General features: G+C 67.9%; 19 protein-coding genes. 10 read left to right on the top strand and 9 right to left on the bottom strand.

What is annotated here, in order from left to right:
* Positions 1 to 155: 155 nt before the first annotated feature.
* Complete coding sequence (locus IT182_15975) at positions 156 to 1217, top strand: hypothetical protein (protein MCC6164848.1); 1062 nt, start codon at positions 156 to 158, stop codon at positions 1215 to 1217.
* Positions 1218 to 1269: 52 nt separating this feature from the next.
* On the opposite strand, the gene IT182_15970 is transcribed toward IT182_15975, so the two are convergent.
* The 4 genes from IT182_15970 to IT182_15955 form a co-directional block, all read right to left on the bottom strand.
* Positions 1270 to 1824, bottom strand: coding sequence for an SCO family protein (locus IT182_15970; GenBank protein MCC6164847.1), 555 nt, complete (start codon positions 1822 to 1824; stop codon positions 1270 to 1272).
* The gene (locus tag IT182_15965) at positions 1821 to 2273 is read right to left on the bottom strand and encodes a copper chaperone PCu(A)C (GenBank protein MCC6164846.1); all 453 of its coding nucleotides are present in this window, start codon (positions 2271 to 2273) and stop codon (positions 1821 to 1823) included. The genes IT182_15970 and IT182_15965 overlap by 4 nt, the downstream gene beginning before the upstream one ends.
* A 223-nt stretch (positions 2274 to 2496) precedes the next feature.
* On the bottom strand, positions 2497 to 2973 hold the full coding sequence (locus IT182_15960; protein MCC6164845.1) for a cytochrome c-type biogenesis protein CcmH: 477 nt from the start codon (positions 2971 to 2973) through the stop codon (positions 2497 to 2499).
* 11 nt (positions 2974 to 2984) lie between these two features.
* The gene (locus tag IT182_15955) at positions 2985 to 3686 is read right to left on the bottom strand and encodes a hypothetical protein (GenBank protein ID MCC6164844.1); all 702 of its coding nucleotides are present in this window, start codon (positions 3684 to 3686) and stop codon (positions 2985 to 2987) included.
* 215 nt (positions 3687 to 3901) lie between these two features.
* Here IT182_15955 and IT182_15950 point away from each other — a divergent pair, with 215 nt between their 5' ends.
* Positions 3902 to 6250 (top strand): TonB-dependent receptor, encoded by a 2349-nt coding sequence (locus tag IT182_15950; protein ID MCC6164843.1) that lies wholly within the window; start codon positions 3902 to 3904, stop codon positions 6248 to 6250.
* A gap of 136 nt (positions 6251 to 6386) precedes the next feature.
* Here IT182_15950 and IT182_15945 read toward each other — a convergent pair whose 3' ends face one another.
* Positions 6387 to 7436: an NAD(P)-dependent alcohol dehydrogenase gene (locus IT182_15945; GenBank protein ID MCC6164842.1), complete on the bottom strand. Its 1050-nt coding sequence runs from the start codon at positions 7434 to 7436 to the stop codon at positions 6387 to 6389.
* A 232-nt stretch (positions 7437 to 7668) separates the two neighbouring features.
* Here IT182_15945 and IT182_15940 point away from each other — a divergent pair, with 232 nt between their 5' ends.
* The 5 genes from IT182_15940 to IT182_15920 all read left to right on the top strand — a co-directional run bounded on the left by IT182_15940 (position 7669) and on the right by IT182_15920 (position 13217).
* A complete protein-coding gene (locus IT182_15940; protein ID MCC6164841.1) occupies positions 7669 to 7923 on the top strand; it encodes a type II toxin-antitoxin system Phd/YefM family antitoxin in 255 nt (84 codons plus the stop codon).
* A complete protein-coding gene (locus IT182_15935; protein MCC6164840.1) occupies positions 7886 to 8326 on the top strand; it encodes a type II toxin-antitoxin system VapC family toxin in 441 nt (146 codons plus the stop codon). The genes IT182_15940 and IT182_15935 overlap by 38 nt, the downstream gene beginning before the upstream one ends.
* Positions 8327 to 8839: 513 nt before the next feature.
* On the top strand, positions 8840 to 10282 hold the full coding sequence (locus IT182_15930) for a hypothetical protein (GenBank protein MCC6164839.1): 1443 nt from the start codon (positions 8840 to 8842) through the stop codon (positions 10280 to 10282).
* A gap of 8 nt (positions 10283 to 10290) precedes the next feature.
* Complete coding sequence (locus IT182_15925) at positions 10291 to 11718, top strand: DUF3526 domain-containing protein (GenBank protein MCC6164838.1); 1428 nt, start codon at positions 10291 to 10293, stop codon at positions 11716 to 11718.
* Positions 11715 to 13217 carry a DUF3526 domain-containing protein gene (locus IT182_15920; GenBank protein MCC6164837.1) on the top strand — a complete coding sequence of 501 codons (1503 nt, stop codon included), beginning with the start codon at positions 11715 to 11717 and terminating at the stop codon, positions 13215 to 13217. Before IT182_15925 ends, IT182_15920 begins: the two co-directional genes overlap by 4 nt.
* 29 nt (positions 13218 to 13246) lie before the next feature.
* On the opposite strand, the gene IT182_15915 is transcribed toward IT182_15920, so the two are convergent.
* Positions 13247 to 14905, bottom strand: a complete 1659-nt coding sequence (locus IT182_15915; GenBank protein MCC6164836.1) for an aspartate aminotransferase family protein — start codon at positions 14903 to 14905, stop codon at positions 13247 to 13249.
* 132 nt (positions 14906 to 15037) lie between these two features.
* On the opposite strand from IT182_15915, the gene IT182_15910 reads away from it, so the two are divergent.
* The 3 genes from IT182_15910 (at position 15038) to IT182_15900 (ending at position 20892) form a co-directional block, all read left to right on the top strand.
* Positions 15038 to 16432 carry a Gfo/Idh/MocA family oxidoreductase gene (locus tag IT182_15910; GenBank protein ID MCC6164835.1) on the top strand — a complete coding sequence of 465 codons (1395 nt, stop codon included), beginning with the start codon at positions 15038 to 15040 and terminating at the stop codon, positions 16430 to 16432.
* A 63-nt stretch (positions 16433 to 16495) separates the two neighbouring features.
* Entirely contained in the window at positions 16496 to 18322 is a 1827-nt protein-coding gene (locus IT182_15905; GenBank protein ID MCC6164834.1) for a VWA domain-containing protein, read from the top strand.
* A gap of 227 nt (positions 18323 to 18549) precedes the next feature.
* On the top strand, positions 18550 to 20892 hold the full coding sequence (locus tag IT182_15900; protein MCC6164833.1) for a VWA domain-containing protein: 2343 nt from the start codon (positions 18550 to 18552) through the stop codon (positions 20890 to 20892).
* 150 nt (positions 20893 to 21042) lie between these two features.
* Here the strand turns inward: IT182_15900 and IT182_15895 are convergent, their stop codons facing one another.
* From IT182_15895 to IT182_15885, 3 genes are all read right to left on the bottom strand, one after another.
* Positions 21043 to 21936, bottom strand: a complete 894-nt coding sequence (locus IT182_15895) for a metallophosphoesterase (protein ID MCC6164832.1) — start codon at positions 21934 to 21936, stop codon at positions 21043 to 21045.
* A gap of 42 nt (positions 21937 to 21978) precedes the next feature.
* On the bottom strand, positions 21979 to 22824 hold the full coding sequence (locus IT182_15890) for an amidohydrolase family protein (GenBank protein ID MCC6164831.1): 846 nt from the start codon (positions 22822 to 22824) through the stop codon (positions 21979 to 21981).
* Between the two features lie 70 nt (positions 22825 to 22894).
* Positions 22895 to 23830, bottom strand: a complete 936-nt coding sequence (locus IT182_15885; GenBank protein ID MCC6164830.1) for a proline dehydrogenase family protein — start codon at positions 23828 to 23830, stop codon at positions 22895 to 22897.
* Positions 23831 to 23841: the final 11 nt, after the last annotated feature.

Raw genomic sequence — 23841 nt, 5'->3', positions numbered from 1 at the left:
TGGCTTGAAGAACACTGACGCACGAGGGACCACCAATGGGTGACTCTGCTCCGACCCTGCCGCCCGACCTGAACGCGAAGGCGGCGGACAGGCCTCAACCTGGCGTTGCGCGCCGTTGGGGTTCGTTGCGCAGGCGACTGCCGCTCATCCTCGCGGTGTTTCTGCTGCTCACTGTCGCCGCTGGGGGGCTTGCGGCGTATCTGGCGGTCAGGAAGGCCGTTGTCGTTGCCGCGGACGAGCGCCTACAGAGCGCGGCCAGACAATGGGGCCGGGTGCTGGCGCAGTCGACCGCGCAGCGCCATGAAGAGGCCCGCCGCGCGGCAGCACATCCTGCGATCCGGGGCGGCCTTCGACCGTCCGATCCTGCGGCGATGGCCGCCGCCCAACGGCAGGTCGAGACCGTACTGCACTCGACGTCCCAGCTGTTGAGCGTCGAGCTGTGGACGGCGTCGAAGACACGGATAGCCAGCGCCATCGCGCCTTCGGGCTCCGACGGCCCCGGCCTGCCTGTCTCGCACGTCTCCGAGCCTCCGGCCGCCGCGGGATTGCGACCGGTTCTTGCCAGTGGGCCCTTGGTGTACTCCGAGCTGGCAATCGAGGTTCAGGCAAGCGACGAGGAACGGAGCGAGCCGGGACTGTTGGTGCTTCGCCGTCGTATGGCGACGCCGGCGGCCGCCGACTTGATCAACCGGCTGCTGAGCGACGGCGGAGCGATCCGCGTCGGGTCTCGGCAATCCGGCGTCTGGACGGACCTGCAGGACCGGGTCGACGCGCCGCCGCCGGCCACTGAAACCGAGATCGTGCGCTATCGGCGTGCGGACGGGTCAGAATGGCGCGGCACGGAGATCGCGCTCGCGGGCATTCCGTGGTCCGTATGGATCGAGGTGCCGGAGTCGGTCGCGCTGGCGCCCGCGCTGGGCTTCCTGAAGGGGATGCTGCCGGCAAGCGGCGCCTTCGTCGTACTGGGCGGCCTGCTTGCCTGGGCCGTGACTCAGGCCATGACGAGACTGGTGGCGACGCTGGCGCAGATCCTTGCGGCCAGCGCGGCCAGCGAAGTCGTGCTCGAAGCGACACCCGCCGTCGCGAGCGTCACTGGACGTTCGATGGGCGATGCGCATCGCTCCAGGGAAACGCATCGATGGACGTGGACGTGGAACGAGTCCGGGCACGTCGCCGTCACGCTGACGCCCCTGGCACTGCGTGCTGTCCACCACTAGCCGGCGGCGGCGTCGGCGCTTCGCGGAGCCTGGCGTCGAGTGCTCGCCTTGCTCAGAGCATGGCGCGAATCCCGTCGACGATCTCGTCGACGGGCGCCTCGTACCTGAAGAGGATACGGGTCCGTCCTTCGGGATCGATGCCGTACAGCATGGTCGTGTGTGCCACGAGATAGCCCGCCTCCGAATCGGTCGGCTCGATCTCGTACGCCGCACCGAACTGCTGCGCCACCTGCGCGATCGCGGCATCGGAGCCGGTGAGCCCCACGGCATCCACCCGGAACAGGCCGAGATGCTCGCGCATGACCGCGGGGGTGTCACGTGCCGGATCCACAGTGATGTACACCGTCTTGACGCGCGCGGCATCAGTGCCCAGGCGGCGCGTGACGGCACTCAGTTTCGAGAGCGTCGTCGGACAGACGTCGGGACAAAACGTGTAGCCGAAGAACACCAGGACGACCTGGCCACGCAGCGACGATGACTGGAAGGGCTGCCCGTTCTGATCGGTGAGCGTGAAGTCGCCGCCGACGGACAGCACGGGCAACGGCTGTGGCTGGCGACACGCGGCCAGCGCGAGGCAGAGGCTCAGTAGCGTCGCGAGGCGGATCATCGGAGCGCGTCCGCGGTCCTGACGTCGGCCTGCACGGGTATCGTCTTGCCATCGGCCGTGCCGAGTACGAGCTCGACGCGCGCGCCGACCTGCAGGGGCGACGTCAGGCCGAAGAGCATCAGGTGCAGGCCGCCAGGCGCGAGGGTGATCCGCCCCCGTGGTGGAACGACGATCTCCTGCACGCGCCGCATCCGCATCATGCCGTCCTTCATCGCCATCTCATGGAGTTCGATCGTCGTGGCGGCGGTGCTCGTGCCGGAGACGATGGACACCGGCGTATCGCCGTCGTTGACGAGCACCACGTACGCGGCCGTCACGTCGCGCGACGGCGCAGGCTGGCGAATCCAGGCCCCCTCGCCGCGGATACCCGCGTCCTGAGCGGCGCACGGGATGGCGACCCCCATGGCGATGAGCACGAACGGGAGACTCCATCTGAGCGAACGACACATGTCACGGCTCCTTTTCTCTGCTGGTTGACGGCGACGCGTCGCCGAGGGTGAGGAGGAAGGCGGCCCACCGCGAGCGATCACCTCGGCCATCGCTTCGACCGTGCGAGCCACGGTGACGGTGTCGGGACGGCGAAAGTCGCGGGGCGCGCGGGGGAATCGCGGTGAGCCGGCGCATCGCACGCGGCCGTCACCAGCAAGAGGAGGCCGAGCGTGGCGGCCCGCGTCATTCCATCTGCTCGAGTTCTTCGTCGAGTCGCTCCAGCAGGCGCGCGCTCGGCGTGACGATCAGCGGCGTGTCGGTTTCGCGCGTCGTCGACGGTCCGCGCCGTGCGGCCGCACGCAGGGCGGCGAGGACGAGGACTCCACTGGCCGGCACGGCGAGCCAGAGACCGAGGCCGATACCACGCGTGCTCGGCATGCCGCGAATCTCGTCGCCGAAGCGTGCCACGAGGTCGTCGACAATCGCCTCCGGCGTCTCTCCGTCGGACAGGCGCCTTGCAATGTCCATGCGCAGCGTCGTCGCCGCGCCGGACGGACACGCTGCCAGGGTGAGGCCCGGGCAGTACGGGCTCATGAGGCGTGCGGCGAGCACGCCCGCGCGCGTGCCGACATCCCCACGCGCCGGCTCCTGCGCCGACACGACTTGCGCGGCCGCGACCAGCGGGCAGACGAGTGCGACCCAGACAGCGATGGCGTGCACGCGGCGACGTCTCACAGCACGGACCCGAGTGGGTGTCGGCAGAGGACGGGGGGCAGGTCGACGCGGACCACGCGGACGGCATCCGACTCGGCCCACGCGACGACAGCGGCACCCGGCACCACCGTGACGGCGGGTTGGCCCGGCGCACCCGTCGGGCGGCCTATCTCGATGGGCCACGCGACGCGCATGGCTGGCGCGCCGGGAGCGATGCGCGGCGCGCGGACGTAGCGCTGCAGCATCACCACCGCACTTGTCTGACGCGTCTCGACGGTGACGAGCACGGTTGTCCCCGTCGGCTCGCTGACAGCGACAGGTCGCGCAAGAGGGATCAGCGACGGGAGTGCGACCGCCCACGGTGCGCTGGCGTCGCCACCGGGATCTTCGATGTGCCACACGCCCGCATCGGCTGTCGGCGACACGCGAAGGGCGCCGGTGGGAGTCATGCGTGTCTCGTCGGTACTCGGCGATCCGAACGTCATGCCACCATCTGCACTCCTCGCCACGCGTGACGAGCCCGACGATGTCCAGCGCAGTTCGATGGCCGTGTCGAGCGACACGAGGTGCACGGCGTTCGCGCGCGCCGGACTCGCGATGGCGTGACGTGCAGTAACGCGCGGCTCACCCGTGGCAGGTGTGTCGGTCTGCTGGCAGCCCGCACTCACCGTACCGATGACGAGCGCGACACCGACGATGCTGACGCGACATCCTCTCACCGCGCCATTGTGTGCACGCCACGAGGGCCAGAGGGGTGCGTCATGTTGTCGCGGGGGACGTCACGCCCGCCAGCACCGCGGCAGACACTGCGCGGTACTGGCGAGCCTCATGGATGCTCGGCGTCTCCGCGCTGCGTGACGCACCGCCCTGCGACGAAACGCCACACCCTCGCTGTTGCAGGTCGTCCGTACAATCCGCTCGGGAGTGTGAAGACATGAACGTGCTTGGTCATCGCGTGACGCTCGCGCTGTTCGCGATGCTGTTGGCAACAACGACCGCGATCTCGGCGCAGCAGGCGGCTGTCATCGGCGGACGCATCGCGGATCAGACAGGGGCGGCGGTCCCCGGGGCGACGGTCGAACTCGTTGGCACCCGCATCGCCCGTCGGGCGACCATCGCCGACGACCAGGGGCGCTATCACTTCGAAGACGTTCCGCCCGGCGCGTACACGCTCCGCGTTGCGGCATCAGGATTCGAGCCGGCCGAACGACACGTCAGCGCCGTCTCGGATGCCGCCGCCACCGTCGATGTGCGACTCGGGGTGTCGACGCTCGCCGAGAGTGTGGTCGTCACTGGTGCCCGCGAGCGTACCGCGATCGAGCGGCAGCGGGCCCTGACGCCAGGCGGCGTGACGGTCGTGGACGGCGACGAACTCTTCCGCCGTTCGATCACCGGCATGGCCGATGCGTTGCGCTATGTGCCCGGCGTGTGGGCCGAGAGCAGTGCCGGTGGCGACGAGATCTTCTTCTCGAGTCGCGGGTCCAATCTGGATTCGGTGGACTACGATCGGAACGGGATCAAGATGTTCCAGGACGGGCTACCCGTCACGTCGGCCGACGGCAACAATCACAACCGCGTCGTCGATCCGCTCAGTATCCGGTACGCCGCCATCGCGCGTGGTGCCAACGCGCTGACCTACGGTGCGAGCACCCTGGGAGGGGCGATCGACTTCGTCTCACCGACAGCGCGCAACAGCTCGCCGGTGTCGGTATCCCTCGACAGTGGCAGCTATGGGCCGTTCAACGGTCGCGCCACCATCGGCAGTACACGTGGCGCGCTCGACGGCCTGGTAACGTTCGAGGGCCGGCAGTTCGACGGGTATCGCGAGCACAGTCGTCAGCGGCGCTGGGGCGTCTATACGAACGCCGGGTGGCAGGCGTCCGACACGGTCGAGGTGCGCGTGTTCGGCACATACGTCAACAACCGGCAGCACCTGCCGGGTGCGCTCACGCGCGACGAGAGTGCCGTCGATCCGAATCAGGCCAGCGGACAGGCGCTCGGTGGCAACTACGGAAAGGACCTCACCACCGCGCGTGTGGCGGCGCGCGCGATGTGGACCCCCGCGCCGAACCGGTCGCTCATGGTCGGGCTGTCCTACGAGGCCCAGTCGCTCTACCACCCGATCGTCGACAAGGTCATGATTGACTTCGATGGCCCCGGGCCGACGCCCCCGGTCGAGGTCTTCAGCCTGCTGATCGACACGGACCATCGCGATCTTGGCGGCGTGGTGCGCTACAACCACAAGGTCGGCGCGCACGACCTGGTGATGGGCGTGACCTACGGCCGGGGCTCGGTCGAGGGCGGCAACTACTTCAACGACGGTGGGCGCAAGAACGGGATCAATCAGTACGTCGACAACCGCGCAGACAGCACGGAGGCGTACCTCATGAATCGTTGGCACGCCTCCAGTCGATGGACCGTCGTCGCTGGCGCGCAGGTGTCGACTGGCGCGCGTGATGTTCGCACGACCGACGCACGGAATGGCGACGTCAACAATCCGAGGCGACGCTACACGGCGTTCAGCCCGCGTGCCGGTGCGATTGCGTCACTGTCACCGGCGGTCGAGGTCTACGGGAACGTCAGCCGTCTCTACGAAGCACCGACGACGTTCCAGATGGAAGACAACGTCGCCGGCGGCGGTGCGACGCTCGAACCGATGTCGGGGACGGTGGGCGAGATCGGACTCCGATCGACAGCAAGCCAGGCGTCCGGTCCGCGCTGGTCATGGGACGTCACGGCCTACTACGCGCGCATCGACGACGAGATCCTCTCCGTTGACGATCCTGGTGCGCCGGGCAACAGCCTGACGACGAACATCGACAGGACCGTTCACGCTGGTATCGAAGCGCTCGGCAGCGTCAGCATGCCCGTGGGCGATCGCCACCGCATCGATCCGCTCGTCAGCCTGACGATCAATCGATTCCGTTTCGATGGAGATCCGATCTACGGGGACAACCGCCTGCCGGCGGCGCCGCGGTACGCTGCGCGCGGGGAGATCATCTATCGGCACGCGGGTGGCTTCTACGCTGGTCCGACCTTCGATCTCGTCGGGCAGCGAACGGCCGACTTCGCCAGCACGTATGGCGTCGACGCCTACGGTCTCATGGGGGTGCGCGCCGGCCTCTCGAGTCGACGGTGGGAACTGTTCGGCGAGGTGCGCAATGTGTTCGATCGGCACTATGTCGCCACGCTTGGTGTGCTCAATGTCGCGGGTGCCGATGCGCGTGTGCTGTACCCGGGCTCGCCGCGGGCCGCACACGTGGGCCTGCGGGTATCGTACTAGCGGGCCGGAGAACCGCTCCTTCGCGGCCCCGACCGGACCGCCCAACGCGAGTCTCGCGAGCACGTCGTGCCGCTGGATGCAGCCAGCGCCGGCCGGATAGCGGCGCTGACCGCGATGCAACGGGTTCCTCGGACGGTCACGCCGAGAGCGATGCGTTATCGATCACGAACCGATACTTGATGTCACCTGCGAGCATCCGCTCGTAGGCGTCGTTTATACCCTCGGCGCGGATCAGCTCGATGTCGGCGACGATGCCGCGCTCGGCGCAGAAGTCGAGCATCTCCTGCGTCTCCGGGATGCCGCCGATCAGCGAGCCGGCCAGGCTGCGGCGTTTCATGATGAGGCCGAAGACGTTGGGCGACGGATGCGGCGTGGCCGGCGCGCCCACCAGCGCCATCGTGCCGTCGCGCTTCAGCAGCGCGAGGAATGCGTCGAGATCGTGTGGCGCGGCAACGGTGTTCAGAATGAAGTCCAGGCGCTTGGTCTGCGCGGCCATCTCGTCGGCGTTGCGGGACACCACGACCTCGTCGGCCCCCAGTGTCCTGGCGGCTTCACGCTTGGACTCGGACGTGGTGAAGGCGACGACGTGTGCACCCATCGCGTGCGCGAGCTTGACACCCATGTGGCCCAGGCCGCCGATGCCGACCACGCCCACTCTGTGCCCCGGTCCGACGTTCCAGTGGCGCAGCGGCGAGTACGTGGTGATGCCCGCACAGAGCAGCGGTGCCACGGCAGCCAGCTGCGCCTCGGCGTGTCTGATGCGAAGCACGTAGCGCTCGTGGACGACGATCTGCTGCGAGTAGCCGCCGAGCGTATGCCCGGGAGCGTCTGGCGTCGGGCCGTTGTACGTGCCAATCATGCCGTCGCAATAGTTCTCGAGACCTGCCGCGCAGTCGTCGCACTGCTGGCAGCTGTCGACGATGCAGCCCACGCCGACGAGATCGCCCGGTGCGAAGCCCGACACATGCGCGCCCACCGCCGCCACACGCCCGACGATCTCGTGTCCCGGTACGCACGGGTACAGCGTGCCCGCCCACTCCGAGCGCACCTGGTGGACGTCCGAATGGCAGATGCCGCAGTAGGCGATGGCGATCTGGACGTCATGCGCGCCAGGAGCGCGCCGTGTGATGTCCAGGGAGACAAGAGGCTGGTCGCCGGCATGGGCGCCGTAGGCTTTGATGGTCATGGGGGCTCGTGGGTTGCACGCTCTCCTCGCCGGATTCCCGATGAGGTGTAGACGCAACAGGGTAGCCGTCGAACGGCGTGTCAAGTGAGGAGAATCTGCCGAGGCGTACAGCAGGCTTAGGAAACTGGCCATTCACGCGCGCGAGCCACCTGTTTGTGGAGAGCGACTGCTCGTGTGGTGTCGGATGCGTGGGAGCGTCGTGGATGTAGCGCACGTGCTACACTTGGCTGTCATGTCCAGACACATCACACAGCGCGAGCTCCGCAACGACAGCGGACGCATCATGCGCGACCTGGACAAGGGACACGCCTTCGTCGTGACCCGAAACGGCGTGCCTGTCGGCGAATTGCAGCCCGTTCGTCAGCGCGTGTTCGTCTCCGCGGCGACAGCCATTGCCGCACTCAGCGGATCCCCGCGAATCGACCGGCGGCGGTTCCGGAAGGATGTCGATGCCTTCATCGACCAGGACCCCACCCCGCGCGCGTGAGCCCCGCGATCCACGCGGTTTGCTCGACACGTCGGTCGTCATCGATCTCGCCGAACTTGCTCCGGCGCAACTGCCTCTCGAGATCAGCATCTCGGCGGTGACGCTCGCCGAGTTGACCGCAGGCCCGCATGCGACGAAAGACCCTGTGGAGCGAGCGCGCCGACAGGAACGTCTCCAGCGTGTGGAGGCCACCTTCGACCCGCTTCCGATGGACGCGGCTGTGGCCAGAGCCTATGGGCGTGTCTATGCAGCTGTCCTGGCAGGCGGCCGCAAGGCACGTGGTGCGCGTGCGATGGATCTGTTGATCGCCGCGACAGCCGTGGCAGCAGGCCTTCCGCTCTACACGAGGAATCCCGACGACTTCGCCGGGCTCGGCAAATTGCTCGACATCGTGGCTGTGTAGGCCATGCTCGAGCAGGACATCGGTAGGGCCACTCTGAAGCCTGTGATGCGGGCAGGCCGTTCGCGTGAGCCGCCGGTTGGGCGATAGCGACCGCTCGTGCGGTGTCGGCTGCGTGGTCAGGGCAGAATCCGGACACTGGCACGATGCGCTGGTTCCGTCTGGGCACACGCACGTTCACCAGCCACCCCTCCCTCGCGGCAGCCGTCGTCCTGACGCTTGCCATCGGCCTTGGCGCCGTCACCGCGATCCTGAGCATTGCCGATGCACTCCTGTGGCGGCCCCTGCCGTACCCGGACTCCGATCGCATCGTTGCGCTCCATGCTGATATCGACGGTGGGGCAGGGCGCCTCGCGCTTCGTGAGTACAGGGAGTTGGAGCGCGAGCAGGCGATCTTCTCGCGCGTCGGTGCCTACTACCTGACGCAGTACAACCTGACAGGAGACGGCCCGCCGCAGGCCCTCACCTGCACGATACCCTCGTCCACGGTGTTCGACGTCCTGGGCGTGCAGCCGCATGAGCGGCACCTGCGGTTCGTCCGGATGCACGGGACTGCCGGATCTCGGCGCGTACTTCGCCATCCCGTCGAGTGGGAGCTTCCCGGCGACGGTCCCGGCCAACTTCACCGCGTTCGGATTCGCCGTCGATGATGCGGTCCGCACGCCCTACTCACTGAGCACCAGCGTGTCGTTCCAGCGTGATCTCGGCCGCGGCGTGGTGATCGACGTCGCGTATGTCGGAACACGCGGCAAGGACCTGCTGCTGAAGAAGGACTACGCGCAGCTGTCCGGGCTGCTGACCGATCCCTCGTCCGGACAGACGTTCTGGCAGGCGCAGAACGTGGCGGCCGATCTCATCGGTCCGGACATCACGCGGCCGGCCATCAACCCGGCTGCACCCTCCGGCGTGCCGGTGATCCCGTTCGTCGAGAACATGATGCCCGGCTTGCCGGCGTACCTCGCGGCACGGCTGAACAACCAGGCGTTCGCCTCGATGACACCGAGTCAGGCGTTCTACGCGTTCATGGCGACGAACGCGCCGAACTGGGCGCGATCGCTCTCGACGCTGGATACCAGCACTGGCGGGAACAGTCCCTGGAACACGACGGTGGACCCGGAACGCGACGGCTTCGTGCTGTTCGTGCCGCAGTTCCAGTGGCTGCCGACATGGTCCGGGGGAGGACGCTCGGAGTACGACAGTCTGCAGCTCACGGTGCGGCGTCAGGCGCGAGGCACGTCATTCGCGGTGAACTACGTCTTCGGCGTCGCTCGGGATCTGGTGTCGGCGGCAGAGAACGCGTCCGGAGGATCGCCCCTGGTGGGTGGAAGCCTGGGCAGCGAGGGCCAGCTTCACAACTCCCTCGAACCGGATCTCCATTGGGCGTACGCGGACTACGACGTTCGCCACAACGTGAACGCCAACGCGTCGATCGAACTGCCCAGCCCCGGAGGCCCGCTCCGCGGCCTCCTTGGCGGCTGGAGCGTGTCCGGCATCTGGCGGTGGCGCTCGGGTCTTCCGGTGATCATCGCCAACGGGGCGCCACGCTCCACCGCCTTCATCCTCAGCGGGCCGGCGACGGTCGAGGGTGAGCTGCGGACGGATCTCACGCGCACGGGTCCGAACGGGCGACCGAACCTGTTCGCCGATCCGGCGGCCGCGCGCGCGCAACTCCAGCAGACCAGGCCCGGTGGCGCGGGATCGCGCAACGTGCTGCGAGGGCCCTCGTACTCGGTCGTGGATCTCAGCATCAACAAGGCGATTCCGCTTCCGTGGCGCGGCCAGCGCATGGATGCGCGCATCAGTGCCTTCAACGCGTTCAACACCGCGAACTTCTGGGTGTCTGGTTCGAACAACATGGGCTTCTTCGCGACAGCCGACACGTACGGGACCATCACGGCTACGGCGGGGCCGCGAGGAGGCGCTCGGGAGGTCGAAGTCGCGTTGCGGTATTCGTTCTGAGGGTAGCGATGGCGCGCCTCCTGTCGATAGCGGGCCGGGAATGGCGGGATGCGCAACGAGACGGTCGCGCGTGGTGGATGGCGTCACTCGTGCTGTTGCTCGTGCTGACGGGACTGGGTGCGGGTGCCCGCCAGTTGCAGCAGGTGCGTGAAGAGCAGCAGGCTGCCGCCGAGAGCGAGCGTGCCGTGTGGGTGGCGCAGACGCCGAAGAGTCCGCACAGCGCGGCGCATCACGGCTTCTTCGTGTTCCGCGCCGTGTCGCCGCTCGCGATGTTCGATCCTGGCACGCTGGACTACGTGGGGCAGATACGCCATCTCGAAGCACATGGCGAACAGCTTCCTCGTTTCATGCCTGCCGAGGACGAAGCGTCGATACGCCAGCTTGCGACGCTGACGCCGGCCTCGACGCTTCAGATCGTCCTGCCGCTGCTGCTGGTCGTGCTGCTGCACGGTGCGGTCTCCGACGAGCGAGAGTCAGGACGGCTCGGTCTGCTGCTCAGCCAGGGCGTCAGCCCACGTCTGCTCGGCATTGGCAAGCTGCTCGGCGGATCGGCGCCCGTCTGGTTGGGCACGGCCGTTACGATCGGGGCACTGGCGGTGTCGTTGGCGGCGACGGGCTGGGGGCCGTGGCGTGACGTCTGGACGCGCGTGTGCGCTGCTGCGGCGGTCCACGTCGCATGGCTCACGCTCTTTGCCTGCGCCATCCTCTCGATATCGGTCCGGGCGGCAACGACACGGACGGCATTGGTCGCATCGGTCGCACTCTGGCTCGGCATGACCGTGCTCGGACCCCGTGCCGCGGTCGAGATCGCCACGCACGTCGCACCGTCGCCGACACCGCAGGCGTTTCTCGCGGCACTGCGGGAGGCCGAGAAGGACCGTCCCTCCTATTGGGAAGACCTCGTGCCCGCAGCAACGGCGCGGCTCCTCGTCCAGTACGGCGTGAGCCATGCCGACGATCTGCCTGTTTCACCGGCGTCGGTGGCTCAACTCGATCAGGAGGACGACGACACCGCGCGTGTCGGCAGCGTGTTCGAGACCCTCGCCGCGAGTCACCGGGCGCAGGAACGATGGTTGACGATGCTCGCCTGGGCCACGCCGCTCGTGTCGGTCCGTGAACTGTCCTCGGCCATCGCGGGCACCGACGCGTGGCACACACGTGCGTTCGCCGCACGTGCCGAGCAGTATCGGCGTACGGCCGTGCGCATCCTGAACGAGGACAGCGTTCGCCACAACGTCGGGGATTTCCTGAAGACCGGCGTGCGCCATGAAGGCGACGCTCGCCTCTGGAGCCGCATTCCCGTGTTCGAGGACGCTCCGCCGCGATTGATGACGGTGCTGGAACGCAATCGCGCTCACGTTGTCGTGGTTGCCACATGGACGGTGGCGATGGTCGGCGTGCTGTGGTTCACCACGGGCCGCGTACGCGTGTCATGAGCACCGCGATCCGGCCGTCCCTTCCGCTGCGCCACGTCCTGCGGATGGAATGCCGCATGCTCGGGCGGGATGGCACCGCCTTGTTGGCGCTGGGGCTGTTCGCGGTCCTGCTCGCCTACGCGCTGTGGAACGCGCACGCGAGACTGACAGCGGACGTTCGCGCGTACGACGCTGTCGTCCGCCAGGAGCACGACACGGAACATGAGGCGGCCAGCCAGGCCGCGGCTGCCGAACAGCAGTTGGCAGGCCAGACAATCGGGTCGGTGGACCGCTACGTTCAGCACGGTCCCACGCATCCGCAGTGGGTGGGTGCGAGCTGGTCGTTCAGGGTGGCCGCGCTGCCGCCGCCCCCGCTGTCGGTGCTCGCCGTGGGCCGATTGGATGTCACGCCGACTGTCTATCGCATCCGCACCAATCGACTGATCGATCCCTTTCGCCAGGGCGAGCAGACGGCGCATCCGCTCGTGCTGGCGAGCGGCACGCTCGACGCGACGATGGTGGTGCTGGTCTTCCTGCCGCTGCTCGTCATCGCGCTCGGCGCCGATCTCGTCGCTGGTGATCGCGAACGTGGGACGTGGATGCTCGTGCGATCACAACCCGTGCGGCTCACGTCCGTGGTCCTCGTGCGGGCCGCGCCGCGGATCGTCTTGACCGTGGCGCCTGTCGTCGCGGCAGGAGCTGGCGCATGGCTGCTGTCAGCGCACGAGTCGCGTGCGGAGATCGCTCCGCGAATCGTGGCGTGGACGGGTGGCGCGCTCGCGTACGTCGCCTTCTGGTGGGGAGCAACTCTATATGGCACTGCCGCGAGATCGACGACGGCTCGCGCGCTCGTGGTGCTGATGACCTGCTGGATGTGCGCCGTGCTGATCGTACCCACGACGGTGCGCCTCTGGCTGGAGTGGCAGGTTCCGGTTCCGAGCCGAGCGCTTCAGATTCGGGCAGAGCGTGAGGCGAAAGCAGATGCCGATGAACGTCCAGCAGACGACGTGCTTGCGGCGTTCCTGAAGGAAGAGCCGGGGCTGGCCGAGCGCTACGGTTCCATCGTCGGACGCGCGGCGCGCGTCGACTTCGCCTCAGGACCCTACTATCTCGTGGGAGAAGCGCGCGACTACGCGACTGAACGCGCTGTTCTCCCGACGCTCGAACGGATCGCCGCGGCGAAGCGGGAACAGGAGGTGCTCGCTCGCCGGACGTCGATCGCCTCGCCGACGCTGCTCGCGCACGCGCTGTTGACGAGTGCCGCGGGCACCGACGATCACGCAGTCGCCGCCTACCGGCGTGCCGTCGAGCAGTTCCATCACACGTGGCGTACGTTCTTCCTGTCTCGACTCTTCGAGGTCACGCCCCTTGGGCGGGCCGACTACGCCGCGCTTCCGCGCTTCCGGTACGAGGCACCGGGCGTCTCGCAGGTGCTGGCAGGCCTGTCGTGGCGCGTCGGCGCGCTGACCGCGGCGGCGATCGTCCTGATGGCCGCCGCAGCCCGGCGTCTGCGCGATTGAGGAAGCCGGGTTCGCCCCTGCTCTCGTTGTCAGGCGCGCGCGGCGGCGTCTTCGGCGGCGATGGCTGCGCGGGCTTTCCAGATCGACTCCAGTACCGCCGCTACGTGCACGCTGTCGGAGAACGGGCTCAGGATGTACGACTTGAGCGCGGCGATGGGCTCGCCGTAGTTCGTGTGGCGATACGCGTCGGTCATCGAGATGACGACGCCACGGCCTTCGAGCGCGTCCGACTGAATATGTTCGAAGATGCGCCTGTTGTACGCGTTGTGCGCGAGCAGGTCCGCGCGCCGCGCGGGATCGGTCCGCTCCTGCTCCGGTATGCTGAACGTGTCGACGCCATCGGGGTAGACGCGGAACAGTGTCACGGGACCGAAGTTGTCAGCGTTGAGCACCGTGGTGGCGGAGTGTCCTTCGAGTTGCTCGCGCAGTTCCTCCGCCATCGCAACGACGTGACCGAGGAGTGACTGAAGCCCTGTGCGTCCGAACAGACGCAGGTTGGCCAGCGCCGCCAGCGGACCATTGCCCGGCCTCGTCGTCTCGAGCGTGTAACGACCCGGATGCCGTTCGCCTGACTGGAAGATGTACGGCGTGTCTTCCTGTCGTCGCACCAGCTGCGCGAGGTCGCTCCCATCCTTCAGCAGGATCGCGCTCGACACGTACGGTGCGAATCCCGTCTTGTGGTAGTCGATACCCACCGAGTCGGCGAGCCCGAGATGCCTGATGCGCCGTGACGTGCCTGCGAGCGCGCGCACGGTGCGATGGCGGAAGCCGAGCGGGTTGGCGTTCCAGTCGTAGTCGGTGAACACGCTCCACGCCCATCCGATCACCGCGTCGGCGTGGATGTGCGGCACGTAGTCGAGCCCGCGCTCTCGCACCAGTCGATCCCGCACGCGCACCATGCCTTCGAGATCGTCGAGGCCGAACGCATCCGTCGTCCCCATCGTGGCAACGATGCAGGCGATGGGACGACGCTCGTCGAGGAGTTGGGTCAGCGTCTGCTCGAAGGCATCGAGCCGGATCTGGTTGTCGTCCGTCGTGGGCACTTCGACGAGATTGTTCTCGCCGAGCCCGAGCCAGTTGGTCACCGTTTGGCAGGCGTAGTGCGCGCTGTCGCTGCACACAATCACCGGACGATCGCGCACGCCCTCGCGTCGCGCACCGGGGATGGCCTTCTCGAGTCCGATCTTGGCCGCGTAGAGCAGCGTGCCTGTTCCGCCGAACGTGAACACGCCATCGGCCCGTTCCGCGTCGTAGCCGACGAGCGCCGCCGTCATGGCCACGGCCTCGACCTCGGCGCGTCCGACCTGTCGCGACGACTCCTCGCTCACGAGGTTCGGGTTGTAGATGGACGGCAGCAGGCCGCCGATGATGCTCGGAATCGTCGGCGCGGGCACCACGTTGATCTGCGCGCGCGGATGGCCCCACAGGAACATGCCGGAGAGGTAGCCGACCAGGTCACTGGTCACGGATTCGAGCGTGCGCGGCGCCCCGTCGAGTCGCTGCCGTCGTGCGGCGGCGTAGTCGAGCGTCACGGGCGTGCCGAGCATGGGCGCGGCCGACTTCAGCGCGTCGACCTGATCGAGCGCCCGCAGGAACGAGAAGACGAAGTAGGCGTCGTGCAGGCGGTCGGACACCGGCGCCGGGAACGCCGTCCGCAACTGCGCGACGAGATCCTGATAGGGAGCCATGGGCGGCTTCAGCATACCGCGCCGGGTACACGCGGGCGCCTGCCGCACCGTATAGGTCGAAGGAGCGACCGCCACGTGGGGTGCGGTTCGCCGACGATCGGGAGGCGTGGGCCTCCCCGAGGAGCACGACCTGTGAGTTCCGATTCCCGTAGCGTTACCACCCGGCGGCAGTTCCTCGGGCAGACGGCGGCCACCGTCGCCGGCGCGTCTCTCGTGGGCAGGGCCGACCACCTGTTCGCGGCACAACCGGCGCGATCGGCCGCGCGCGTGCTCGGCGCCAACGACCGCATCCGCCTGGGGTTCATCGGGTGTGGCATGCAGTTCGAGGTGTTGCTCCGGCGCGGCTTCTTCCCGCGCCGCGATCGCCTCAACGACGTCGAGTTCGTCGAGGTCTGCGACGTGTGGCAGCCGCGCGTGGACAACGCGCAGAAGCAGACGGGCGCCGAACGCAGCGGACGCGACTATGCGGCGCTCCTGGCGCGCCCCGACATCGACGGCGTGGTCATCGTCGTGCCCGATCACCTGCACTATCCGATCGCGCGCGCGGCGCTGCTGGCGGGCAAGGACGTGTACCTCGAGAAGCCGATGACGTACACGATCGACGAGGCGGCCAAGCTGGACGCGCTTGTGGAGCAGACGGGGCGCGTGCTGCAGGTTGGCGGTTCAGGACTCAACGAACGGCTGCACCAGAAAGCGGCCGAGTACGTTGCGGCGGGGCGGATGGGCAAGGTCGTCTGGGGCCTCATCAGCTACAACCGCAACACGTCGACCGGCATGTGGGACTACCCGATTCCCGGGATCGGAGGCACGCCCTGGCCAGACGCCCCGGTCACCACCGAGAACCTCGATTGGAAGGCGTGGCTCGGACACGCGCCCAAGCGTCCGTTCAGCAAGGAGCGCTACTTCCGTTGGCGCAAGTTCTGGGACTACTCCGGGGGCAACGCCACCGATCTCCTGTTCCATCGCCTCGGCGCCCTCAACGCGATCGTCGGCTGGGACTTCCCGTCGCGCGTGGTCGGTGCGGGCGGCATCTACGTGCAGAAGAACCGTGAAGTGCCCGACGTCTACATGACGACGATCGAGTATCCGAAGGAATACTGCTTCAACCTGGTGTCGGTGATGGCCAACGCCGCATCCGCGCCGATCACGGTGTACGGCAACTGGGGCACGCTGGAGATCGTCCCGGGCGGCAGACCGATGCCGAACATGCCACGCCCGCTGGCAAAGGCCGTCATCAAGGCCGAGCGGCCGTTCCAGGATCAGTTCAAGGAGGCCAACGAGGGCAAGACCGAGGTGGAGATCTCCACCGACGAGCCGACCGAAGACCTGATCGACAACTGGCTCAACGCCATGCGGTCGCGACAGACACCGATCTACGACGTGCGCAAGGGCTATCAGGCCACCGTGGCGATCCAGTTGGGGGTGCAGTCCTACAAGGAAGGCCGCGCGCTCGGCTACGACCCGGCGTCACGACGGATCCTCACGCGCCTGCCCGCGCGGCGCGAGTACCTGCCGCGCGAGTCGTAGCGCCGGCGTCGATTCGGGCGCATAATCGAGCGACCTGCCATTCCCTGTGACGAGGTCGCACCGATGACTGCTCGCGTCGTGCCGCTCCTGATCTGCGCCCTGCTGGGAGCGCCGGAAGTGTCGTCCGCGCAGATCCTCAGCGGCCTGCGCAATCGGCCGTCGCCACGCGAGATTCAGACGATCCCGCTCGATACCAACGTGTCGAGCGGGCAGCGTCCGACCTTCCGCCTGAAAGTCACGCGGGTCGAGGTGAGTGCCCTCGTGCTGGACACCAACGGCCAGCCGGTGCGCGACCTCGCGGCGAGCGACTTCGAGATTCTGGACGATGGAAGGCCGCAGACGATCCAGTCGTTCGCGGCGTACACCTACCATGGGGGCGCGATCCCCCTCGACGCGATCGCCTCGTCGACCGATCCCGAAGCCGCGGCGGCGCTCGTCACCAACGCGTGGACGTCCTCGTCGCGCGTGATCGGGTTGCTCATCGACGACCTGCACATCGACGCGCGGAATGCGGAGCGCGCGCGTCAGGTGGCTGGCCATCTGCTCGCCCGGCTGTCTCCGTCGGACCTGCTGTTCGTCGGTCTCACCAGTACGCCTGCCATCTCCACGGTGGGCTTCGTGCGCGACAGGCGTCGCGCCGCGGAGATCGTGGCGTCGTTCGGCGGCCTGCGTCTGCCCGACCCGACGCTCGAGATGCGGCAGTCGCCGCAGGTCTTCACCGACTCGGCGCTCGACGCGTACATGACGCCGGGGCTGGCCGCGTCAGAGCAGCAGCGCAGCATGCGCCTCCAGAGCGCCTACGACGCCATCGGCCGCATCGCGCACGCGGTGCGCGGCGTCACGGGGCGGCGCAAGTCGCTCATCTTCCTGACGGAGGGGTCGCCGATCGGGTCGTCGACGGCAGCGGCGGGCGCGCTCACGGGAGACACGGCCGCGTCCATGGTGAACGCGCTCGCGGCGGCCTCCGTTGCCGATCTCGCCGTCTATCCGATGAACCCCGTGGGCCTCGATCTGCCGACCGATCGCCTGATCGAAGGCTTCACACGGCAGGTACACGGGACCGGGCGGGACATCCTGCACGAGGATCTCGGGAACGTCATCACGCAGTACATGCAGTCGAAGAACCAGCTGCGCGATCTGGCGAGCCTCACGGGAGGGACGTCGCTCATCGATCACAACGATCTGGCGTCGGCCGTAGGACGCGTGCTGCGCGACGCGAGTGACTACTACGTGCTCGCATATGAGCCGGACAAGGAAGTGAAGGGCGGGCGCGTCCGTCCGATCTCCGTGCGCGTGACACGACCGGGCGTGACCGTGCACGCGCGTCGTGGATACATGCCGCCGCCTGTCGATCCCGAGCGCGCACCGGCGCCGTCGGGGCTGTCGCCGGAGATGCGCACGCTATTGACGGGTGTGCTGCCTGCCGACGCGTTGCCGATGGTGGTGCAGATGTTCCCGATTGGCGAGCATGGCGGCAAGGTCCGGTATGCCGTGGTCAGCGAGACGGCGGGTGGACCGCTGGTGACGGGCCTGGACGGCGACACGGTCGGTATCGAGCAAGCGATTCTGAGCATGGACGCGAACGGGAAGATCGCGAATGCCACACAGAAGAACGTGGAACTGAAGGTCGGCCCGGCGCTGGTCGGCACGCTCGGCCAGCTTGGCGTCCGCACCATCTGGAGCGTCGAGCTCACGCCGGGGTCGCACCAGATTCGGCTCGCCACCGTGCATCGCCAGTCTGGGCGCGGCGGGTCGATGTATCTCGACGTTGCTGTGGAAGCGGGACGCCCGCTCGCGACAGGTGCGCTGAGAGCGCTCGCCGCCACGCCACGCCCGACGGCGTTCATCGATCCGCACGTGAAGACGTTGATGGAGGCCGGCTCGCAGTGACGAGAAAGTGGTGGCTTACGGCCTACGGCTCGAGGCTCAGGGCGCAATTCGCATCGCCATGGTGTAGCCGCCGGACTTTGTCCGGCGGGCGCGAGGTGTGGAGGTGTAGCCGCCGGATTTCATCCGGCGGACGGCGACTACTGACTGCCGGACACCTGTCCACCGTAGCCCGAAGGGCGAAGGTGGAAGTCCGGCAGCTACACCTTGGTTTGGCCGCGGCGCTGTTGATGGTCGCGGCGTCGGTCACACACGCTCAAGCGCCGGCGCCGTCAGATGCGCAAACGCGCACGGACGTCCCGACCTTCCGCTCCGGGATCTCCATCGTCGAGGTGTCGGCCGTGGTCACGGGTGATGGCGACAAGCCGATCACGGATCTCACCGCCGCTGACTTCGAGGTGCTCGAGGATGGCCAGCGCCGGCCCGTCGTGTCGGCGCGATTCCTGGCGCCGCGCGCGTCGGCGCCACGGCCTGCACCGCCAGCGTTCATCGGTGACGCGCGCCTCGACGAGGTGGCGACCAATCGCGATCTCGCCGACGCGCCGGCGTTCGTGCTGCTGCTCGACGACTTGAACGTGGCCGCGCTCGATTCGTATCGTGCGATACGTGCGGCCCTCGGCGTCCTGGAGACGATCCCCGCCGACGCCCTCGTGAGCGTCGTGAATACGAGTGGGACGGGCGGTGGCCTGCTGACGTTGACGCGCCCGAATCAGGATCACTCCGAGCGGGTCAAGGCCTTTCGCGGACAGTACGTCATCGTGGGACCCTCACACGGCATCAGTAGCAGTTGGGACGCCCCCTGTTCCGACGGTGCGTCGCCAGACTGCGTCGATCCGACCCGGGCTGGTCGCAGGGCTGGTGCGCTGCGCGCCGTTGGCGATCTGTTCTCGCGCACGGGTTCCCGTCGCAAGGTGCTGTTCTGGTTCGTGACGGACATGGGGGTGTCTCCGCTCGATCCGAAAGGCAACCAGGCGGCGCAGTTTGCAGGCCTTCAGCGTCTCCTCGGTGGCGACGTGACGGTGTACGCGATCGATCCGCGCGAGAACGTTGCGCCGAACGATGGCAACCCGGTCTACAACGCGCGCCGGACTGGTGGCCGCTATCGCGTGGGTCCCGCGGACGCCACATTCATGGGACAAGGCGGTTCGGCGATGGTGCTCGACGCTGACGACATGGTGGCGGTCCCGTTGAGCCAGCTCACACGGGAGACGGGCGGTCGATGGGTCCAGAACGCCAACAACGTGGAGAAGATCGGGGCCGAGATCGTGAGGCAGAACCTGTCGTCGTACGTGCTCGCCTACGAGTCCGCGGCGTCGGAGACCGATGGACGCCACACGATCGAAGTGAAGGTACGTCGGCGCGGGGCGCGCATCTCGGCACGACGGGCGTTCCACGTGTTGCCGGAGTCGGCGAACGCGGCCGTTGCGCGGTCCGATGATGACGTCACTGAACGCTTACGTGAGGTCATCATGGGCGGCGTGCCGTCCGGCACGCTGGCGCTGCAGGCACATGTGGCGCCGCAGTTGACCGGCGAGGGACCAGCGCGCGCGCTCGTCACGGTGCAGGTGGACGAAGAGACGACGGATGCGGAATCCGTCGATGTGCTCCTGCTCGCGGCCGACGACATGGGCGCGACGGCAGCCGTGCAGCGGCTCACGATGCGGCGTCCACCGGCCGGGCGTCTCTGGGAGGGCAGCGTGACGCTGGAGCTGCCGCGCGGGCCGTATCAGCTGCGCGTGGCGGCCGCGACACCTGACGGGATGCAGAGCGGCCTGCTGCTGCATGCGTTCGACATGCGCCCGCCATCCGGTGCCCTCGTCCTGGGCGTGCCCACGCTGCTGGGCGAGGACGAGACGGGCGTGCGTCCGACGCTGGCGCGCGCGTTCCCGTCGGGGCACCCATTAGCATTTCAGGTGGAACTGGGCGGGTCGGCTGTCGCGGCGGGGAAGGCAACGATGCAGGCGCGCCTGCTCGACGCACAGGGGCGTGAAGTACGCGTGCAGCCGCTGACGACCGAGGCAGACGGCGCTGCGACGTCACACCTGCGCGCCACAGGACTCGTGAGCACCGAGGCGCTGGTTCCCGGCGCATACACGCTCGTGATCGAGGCGCGTGCGAACGCCGATGCGCGACCGGTGGCACATGCGATCCCCGTGACGCTGGAGGAAGCAATTCCCGCCGTCGCGAGTGCGCCGGCCGCTCGACAGGCGGCCCTGCGTCCGCTGCCTGTCGCGCACGGACCGCTTGCACGCGATGCGGCGGTGGGTCCCCGTGCGATTCGCGCTGAGCCGGAGTGGGAAGCGTTCTGGGCGGCGCTCCCCACGAAACAACCGGTGCCGGACATCGACTTCTCGCGCGTGACGCTGCTCGCAATCGTGCTCGACGAGACGCACGATCGTGCGGGTGCACCCGAGATCACGCGCGTCGAAACCGAACCCGGCGGCGTCGTCGTCCACTGGCGCGTGGCGCCCGGCGCACCGGCGCCAACCAGCATCGCCGAACGCCGGCCATTCGTCGTGATGGGAGTCGTCGGCCAGCAAGGCCACGTCAGGTTCGCCCGCGCGGATCGATGACGGGAAGGCGTCGGCACTCAGCCAAGGTGTAGCCGCCGGATTTCATCCGGCGGACCGGCATCGCTGACTGCCGGACAAGTCCGGCAGCGACACCTTGGTGGTACCGGCAGCTCCTCGAATGGAGGCCGGCAGCTACACGTGGCCCCTTCGTCAGCGTGCCCAGTGGACGTTCGTCGTCTGGCCGTCTGCGGCCTGATTGCCGCCGATGGCGTGCAGCGTGAGGTCGACGCCTTCCGTGGTCCACGTCGATTCGAGCCAGCCGATGGGCTCCTTGTCGGAGAAGTTGTAGCCGACGGCGGGGATGTTGATCAGCTGAATGCCGTCGCGTTCGGTCACCTTGTACTCGTGCGAGTGTCCGTAAAGAATCGCTTTCACGTGACGATGCGGACGGAGGACGTCGAACAGTCGATCGGCGTCGACGAGCTCGCCGTCGTTCGTGCCGAGCGAGTGGTGGACCACGGCGATCGTCGGCGTCGATGACGCGGCGAGTTCCGTCGCCAGCCAGGTGCGCTGTGCGTTGCCAAGCTGTCCGGGCGTGACGTTTGGCGACAGCAGCGAGTCCAGGAGGATGAAGCGCAGACCTCGCGCTTCGCGAGACAGCGTGTGCCTGTTGGCCACGCCTGCCGCTGCTGCCCGTTGCTGCGGGAACGCCTCGAGGAAGTTCGCGCGGTGGTCGTGGTTGCCGAGCACCATGCCGAGCGGCATCTTCGCGGTGATGGGCGCCAACAATCCGGCCACGCGTGCGTAGTCCTCCGGCAGGCCCTGCAGCCGCGCGATGTCGCCGCAGATCAGCGTGCCCTCGACGGTGGACCCGGTGACGGCGGGAACGACCTTCGCGAGGTTCTCGACAGGTGAGAACCCCCGATAACGCTCCGACGCATCGGCAGGGATGTGCGTGTCCGACAGCAGCGCCACACGCAGGACGCGCGGCTCGTCCTGCGCGGACGCCGTCAGCGAGCGAGTGAACGTCAGGCTGGCCGCCGTTGCACCGGCAGCGGCAAGGAACTGACGACGGGTGGCACGGGGCAGGGTCAGCAGGGGCATGACGCTTTATAGCACTGGGACGAAGGCCTTGGGCCCAGGACCCTAGGCCTTCGGCAGCCCGTACACGGTCGTGGCGGTCGTGCCCCAGACGGCGGCGCGTTCGTCGGGACTCAGCGCATCCGTGTACGCGCGCAGGACGGACACCCACTCGCCGTACTCGGCGCGCAGGCGACACACGGGCCAGTCGCTGCCGAACATGAGCCTCGCAGGTCCGAAGGCCTCGAGCGCGGCGTCGAGATAGCGGCGGAGCAGGTCGGCGTCCCAGGACTCATCGCGCACCTCGGTGACGAGGCCTGAGAGCTTGCACGTGACGTGCGGCCGGCGTGCGATCTCACGGAAATCGCGCAGCCATGTGTCGTCGAAGCTGGCTGCCGCGATGGCCGGCTTGGCGACGTGATCGAGCACGAACGGCTGATCGGGATGCGCATCCACGAAGGCAATTGCTGCGGGCAGTTGCGGCGCGTAGACGAGAACGTCGTACACGAGGCCGTGACCGCGCAGCAATGCGATGCCGCGATTGAACGCAGGCCGTGCGAGGAAGCCGGGATCCGGTTCGGCCTGGACGATGTGTCGCACGCCAACGAATCCGGGCCGCGACGCGTACGACGACAGCACGTCGCTCACATCGTCTGCCGCCAGATCGACCCAGCCGACAACTCCACGGATCCGGCCGCCGCCGGCGCGTGCCTGCTCGAGCAGGAAATCGTTCTCCGCGAGCGACTGACGCGCCTGTACCGCTATCGCCCCATCTATGCCTGCCGCATCGAGTTCGCGCACGAGATCCGCAGCGAGATGATCCTGCCGCAGCACGGCAGGCTCGTCGGGAATCCAGTCGTATTCACGGGCGTCGAACCGCCAGAGATGACAATGCGCGTCGATGCCAGCCATCACGATGCGCGATGTGCGAGACGGTTGTTCCGTAAGCCCTGAGCCGTAAGCCCTGGGCCGCTGATGTCCGTCACTTCGCGAAGATGCTCCGCGCCACGAACCACACGTTCGCGGGGCGCTCGGCGAGGCGACGCATGTACCACGGGAACCAGTACTCACCGTAGCTGATGAGCACGCGCAGCACGTAGCCATCGCGTGCGAGCTGTCGCTGCACACCACGCTGGATGCCGTAGAGCAGCGCGAACTCGTACTCGCTCGGCGCCACGCCGGTGGCCTTCGCGTGCTGCTGGATGGCGTCGATGATCGTGACGTCGTGCGTACCGAAGATGGCGCGGAATCCACGCGCACGCGCCTCCTCGCCAATCATCGTGCGCGCAAGGGCGAGATACGCGGCATCCACGTCGGGTTTCTTCGGGTACGCCACCGACTCCGGTTCCTTGTACGCCCCCTTCACGAGACGGACCGCGCCACCCGCCGCGATGATCGCGTCGAGATCCTTCGGCGTACGGAACAGGTACGACTGCAGCGCCACGCCCACGTTGCGGGACTCGGTGAGCACCTCGTGGTACATCGCGAGCGTGGCGTCCACGTACGTGTGCTGCTCCATGTCGATCCAGAGCAGCGTGTGCTGTCGTGCGGCGCGCGCGGCGAGTTGCCTGACGTGCTCACGGCAGCGCACGGGATCGATATCGAGCCCGAGCTGTGTGAGCTTGATGGAGACTTGCCCGTCGATGCCCCGTCGTTCGATCTGGTCGCACGCGTCGAGGTAGTGCGCGGCCACGGCATCGGCTTCCGCCATGTCCGTGACGTTCTCGCCGAGACGCGTGAGAAGGACGGGTGTGCCGTCCTCGGCGCGCAGTGCCGCCGCCGCATCGAGGGCATCCTCCAGGCGTTCGCCTGGCATGAAGCGCTTCACCGCCCGCCTGAAGACGGGCAGGCTCGTGGCGTGCTCCCGCATCCAGCGGTTCTCCGAGGCGGCGAGCAACAGGCTGCGGACGGGATTCATGCGTGAGTCTC

It is taken from the genome of Acidobacteriota bacterium, assembly GCA_020845575.1.
Taxonomy (GTDB): domain Bacteria; phylum Acidobacteriota; class Vicinamibacteria; order Vicinamibacterales; family Vicinamibacteraceae; genus Luteitalea.
The sequence above is the reverse complement of the archived record's forward strand: the minus strand, read 5'-3'. Positions and strand labels throughout refer to the sequence as shown.

Bases quoted from the DNA above. Each gene is read 5' to 3' on its own strand.
- IT182_15970 (MCC6164847.1), bottom strand. From the start codon at position 1,824: ATGATCCGCCTCGCGACGCTACTGAGCCTCTGCCTCGCGCTGGCCGCG.
- IT182_15965 (MCC6164846.1), bottom strand. From the start codon at position 2,273: ATGTGTCGTTCGCTCAGATGGAGTCTCCCGTTCGTGCTCATCGCCATG.
- IT182_15950 (MCC6164843.1), top strand. From the start codon at position 3,902: ATGAACGTGCTTGGTCATCGCGTGACGCTCGCGCTGTTCGCGATGCTG.
- IT182_15945 (MCC6164842.1), bottom strand. From the start codon at position 7,436: ATGACCATCAAAGCCTACGGCGCCCATGCCGGCGACCAGCCTCTTGTC.
- IT182_15940 (MCC6164841.1), top strand. From the start codon at position 7,669: ATGTCCAGACACATCACACAGCGCGAGCTCCGCAACGACAGCGGACGC.
- IT182_15935 (MCC6164840.1), top strand. From the start codon at position 7,886: ATGCCTTCATCGACCAGGACCCCACCCCGCGCGCGTGAGCCCCGCGAT.
- IT182_15930 (MCC6164839.1), top strand. From the start codon at position 8,840: ATGAGCGGCACCTGCGGTTCGTCCGGATGCACGGGACTGCCGGATCTC.
- IT182_15925 (MCC6164838.1), top strand. From the start codon at position 10,291: ATGGCGCGCCTCCTGTCGATAGCGGGCCGGGAATGGCGGGATGCGCAA.
- IT182_15920 (MCC6164837.1), top strand. From the start codon at position 11,715: ATGAGCACCGCGATCCGGCCGTCCCTTCCGCTGCGCCACGTCCTGCGG.
- IT182_15915 (MCC6164836.1), bottom strand. From the start codon at position 14,905: ATGGCTCCCTATCAGGATCTCGTCGCGCAGTTGCGGACGGCGTTCCCG.
- IT182_15905 (MCC6164834.1), top strand. From the start codon at position 16,496: ATGACTGCTCGCGTCGTGCCGCTCCTGATCTGCGCCCTGCTGGGAGCG.
- IT182_15900 (MCC6164833.1), top strand. From the start codon at position 18,550: ATGGTCGCGGCGTCGGTCACACACGCTCAAGCGCCGGCGCCGTCAGAT.
- IT182_15895 (MCC6164832.1), bottom strand. From the start codon at position 21,936: ATGCCCCTGCTGACCCTGCCCCGTGCCACCCGTCGTCAGTTCCTTGCC.
- IT182_15890 (MCC6164831.1), bottom strand. From the start codon at position 22,824: ATGGCTGGCATCGACGCGCATTGTCATCTCTGGCGGTTCGACGCCCGT.
- IT182_15885 (MCC6164830.1), bottom strand. From the start codon at position 23,830: ATGAATCCCGTCCGCAGCCTGTTGCTCGCCGCCTCGGAGAACCGCTGG.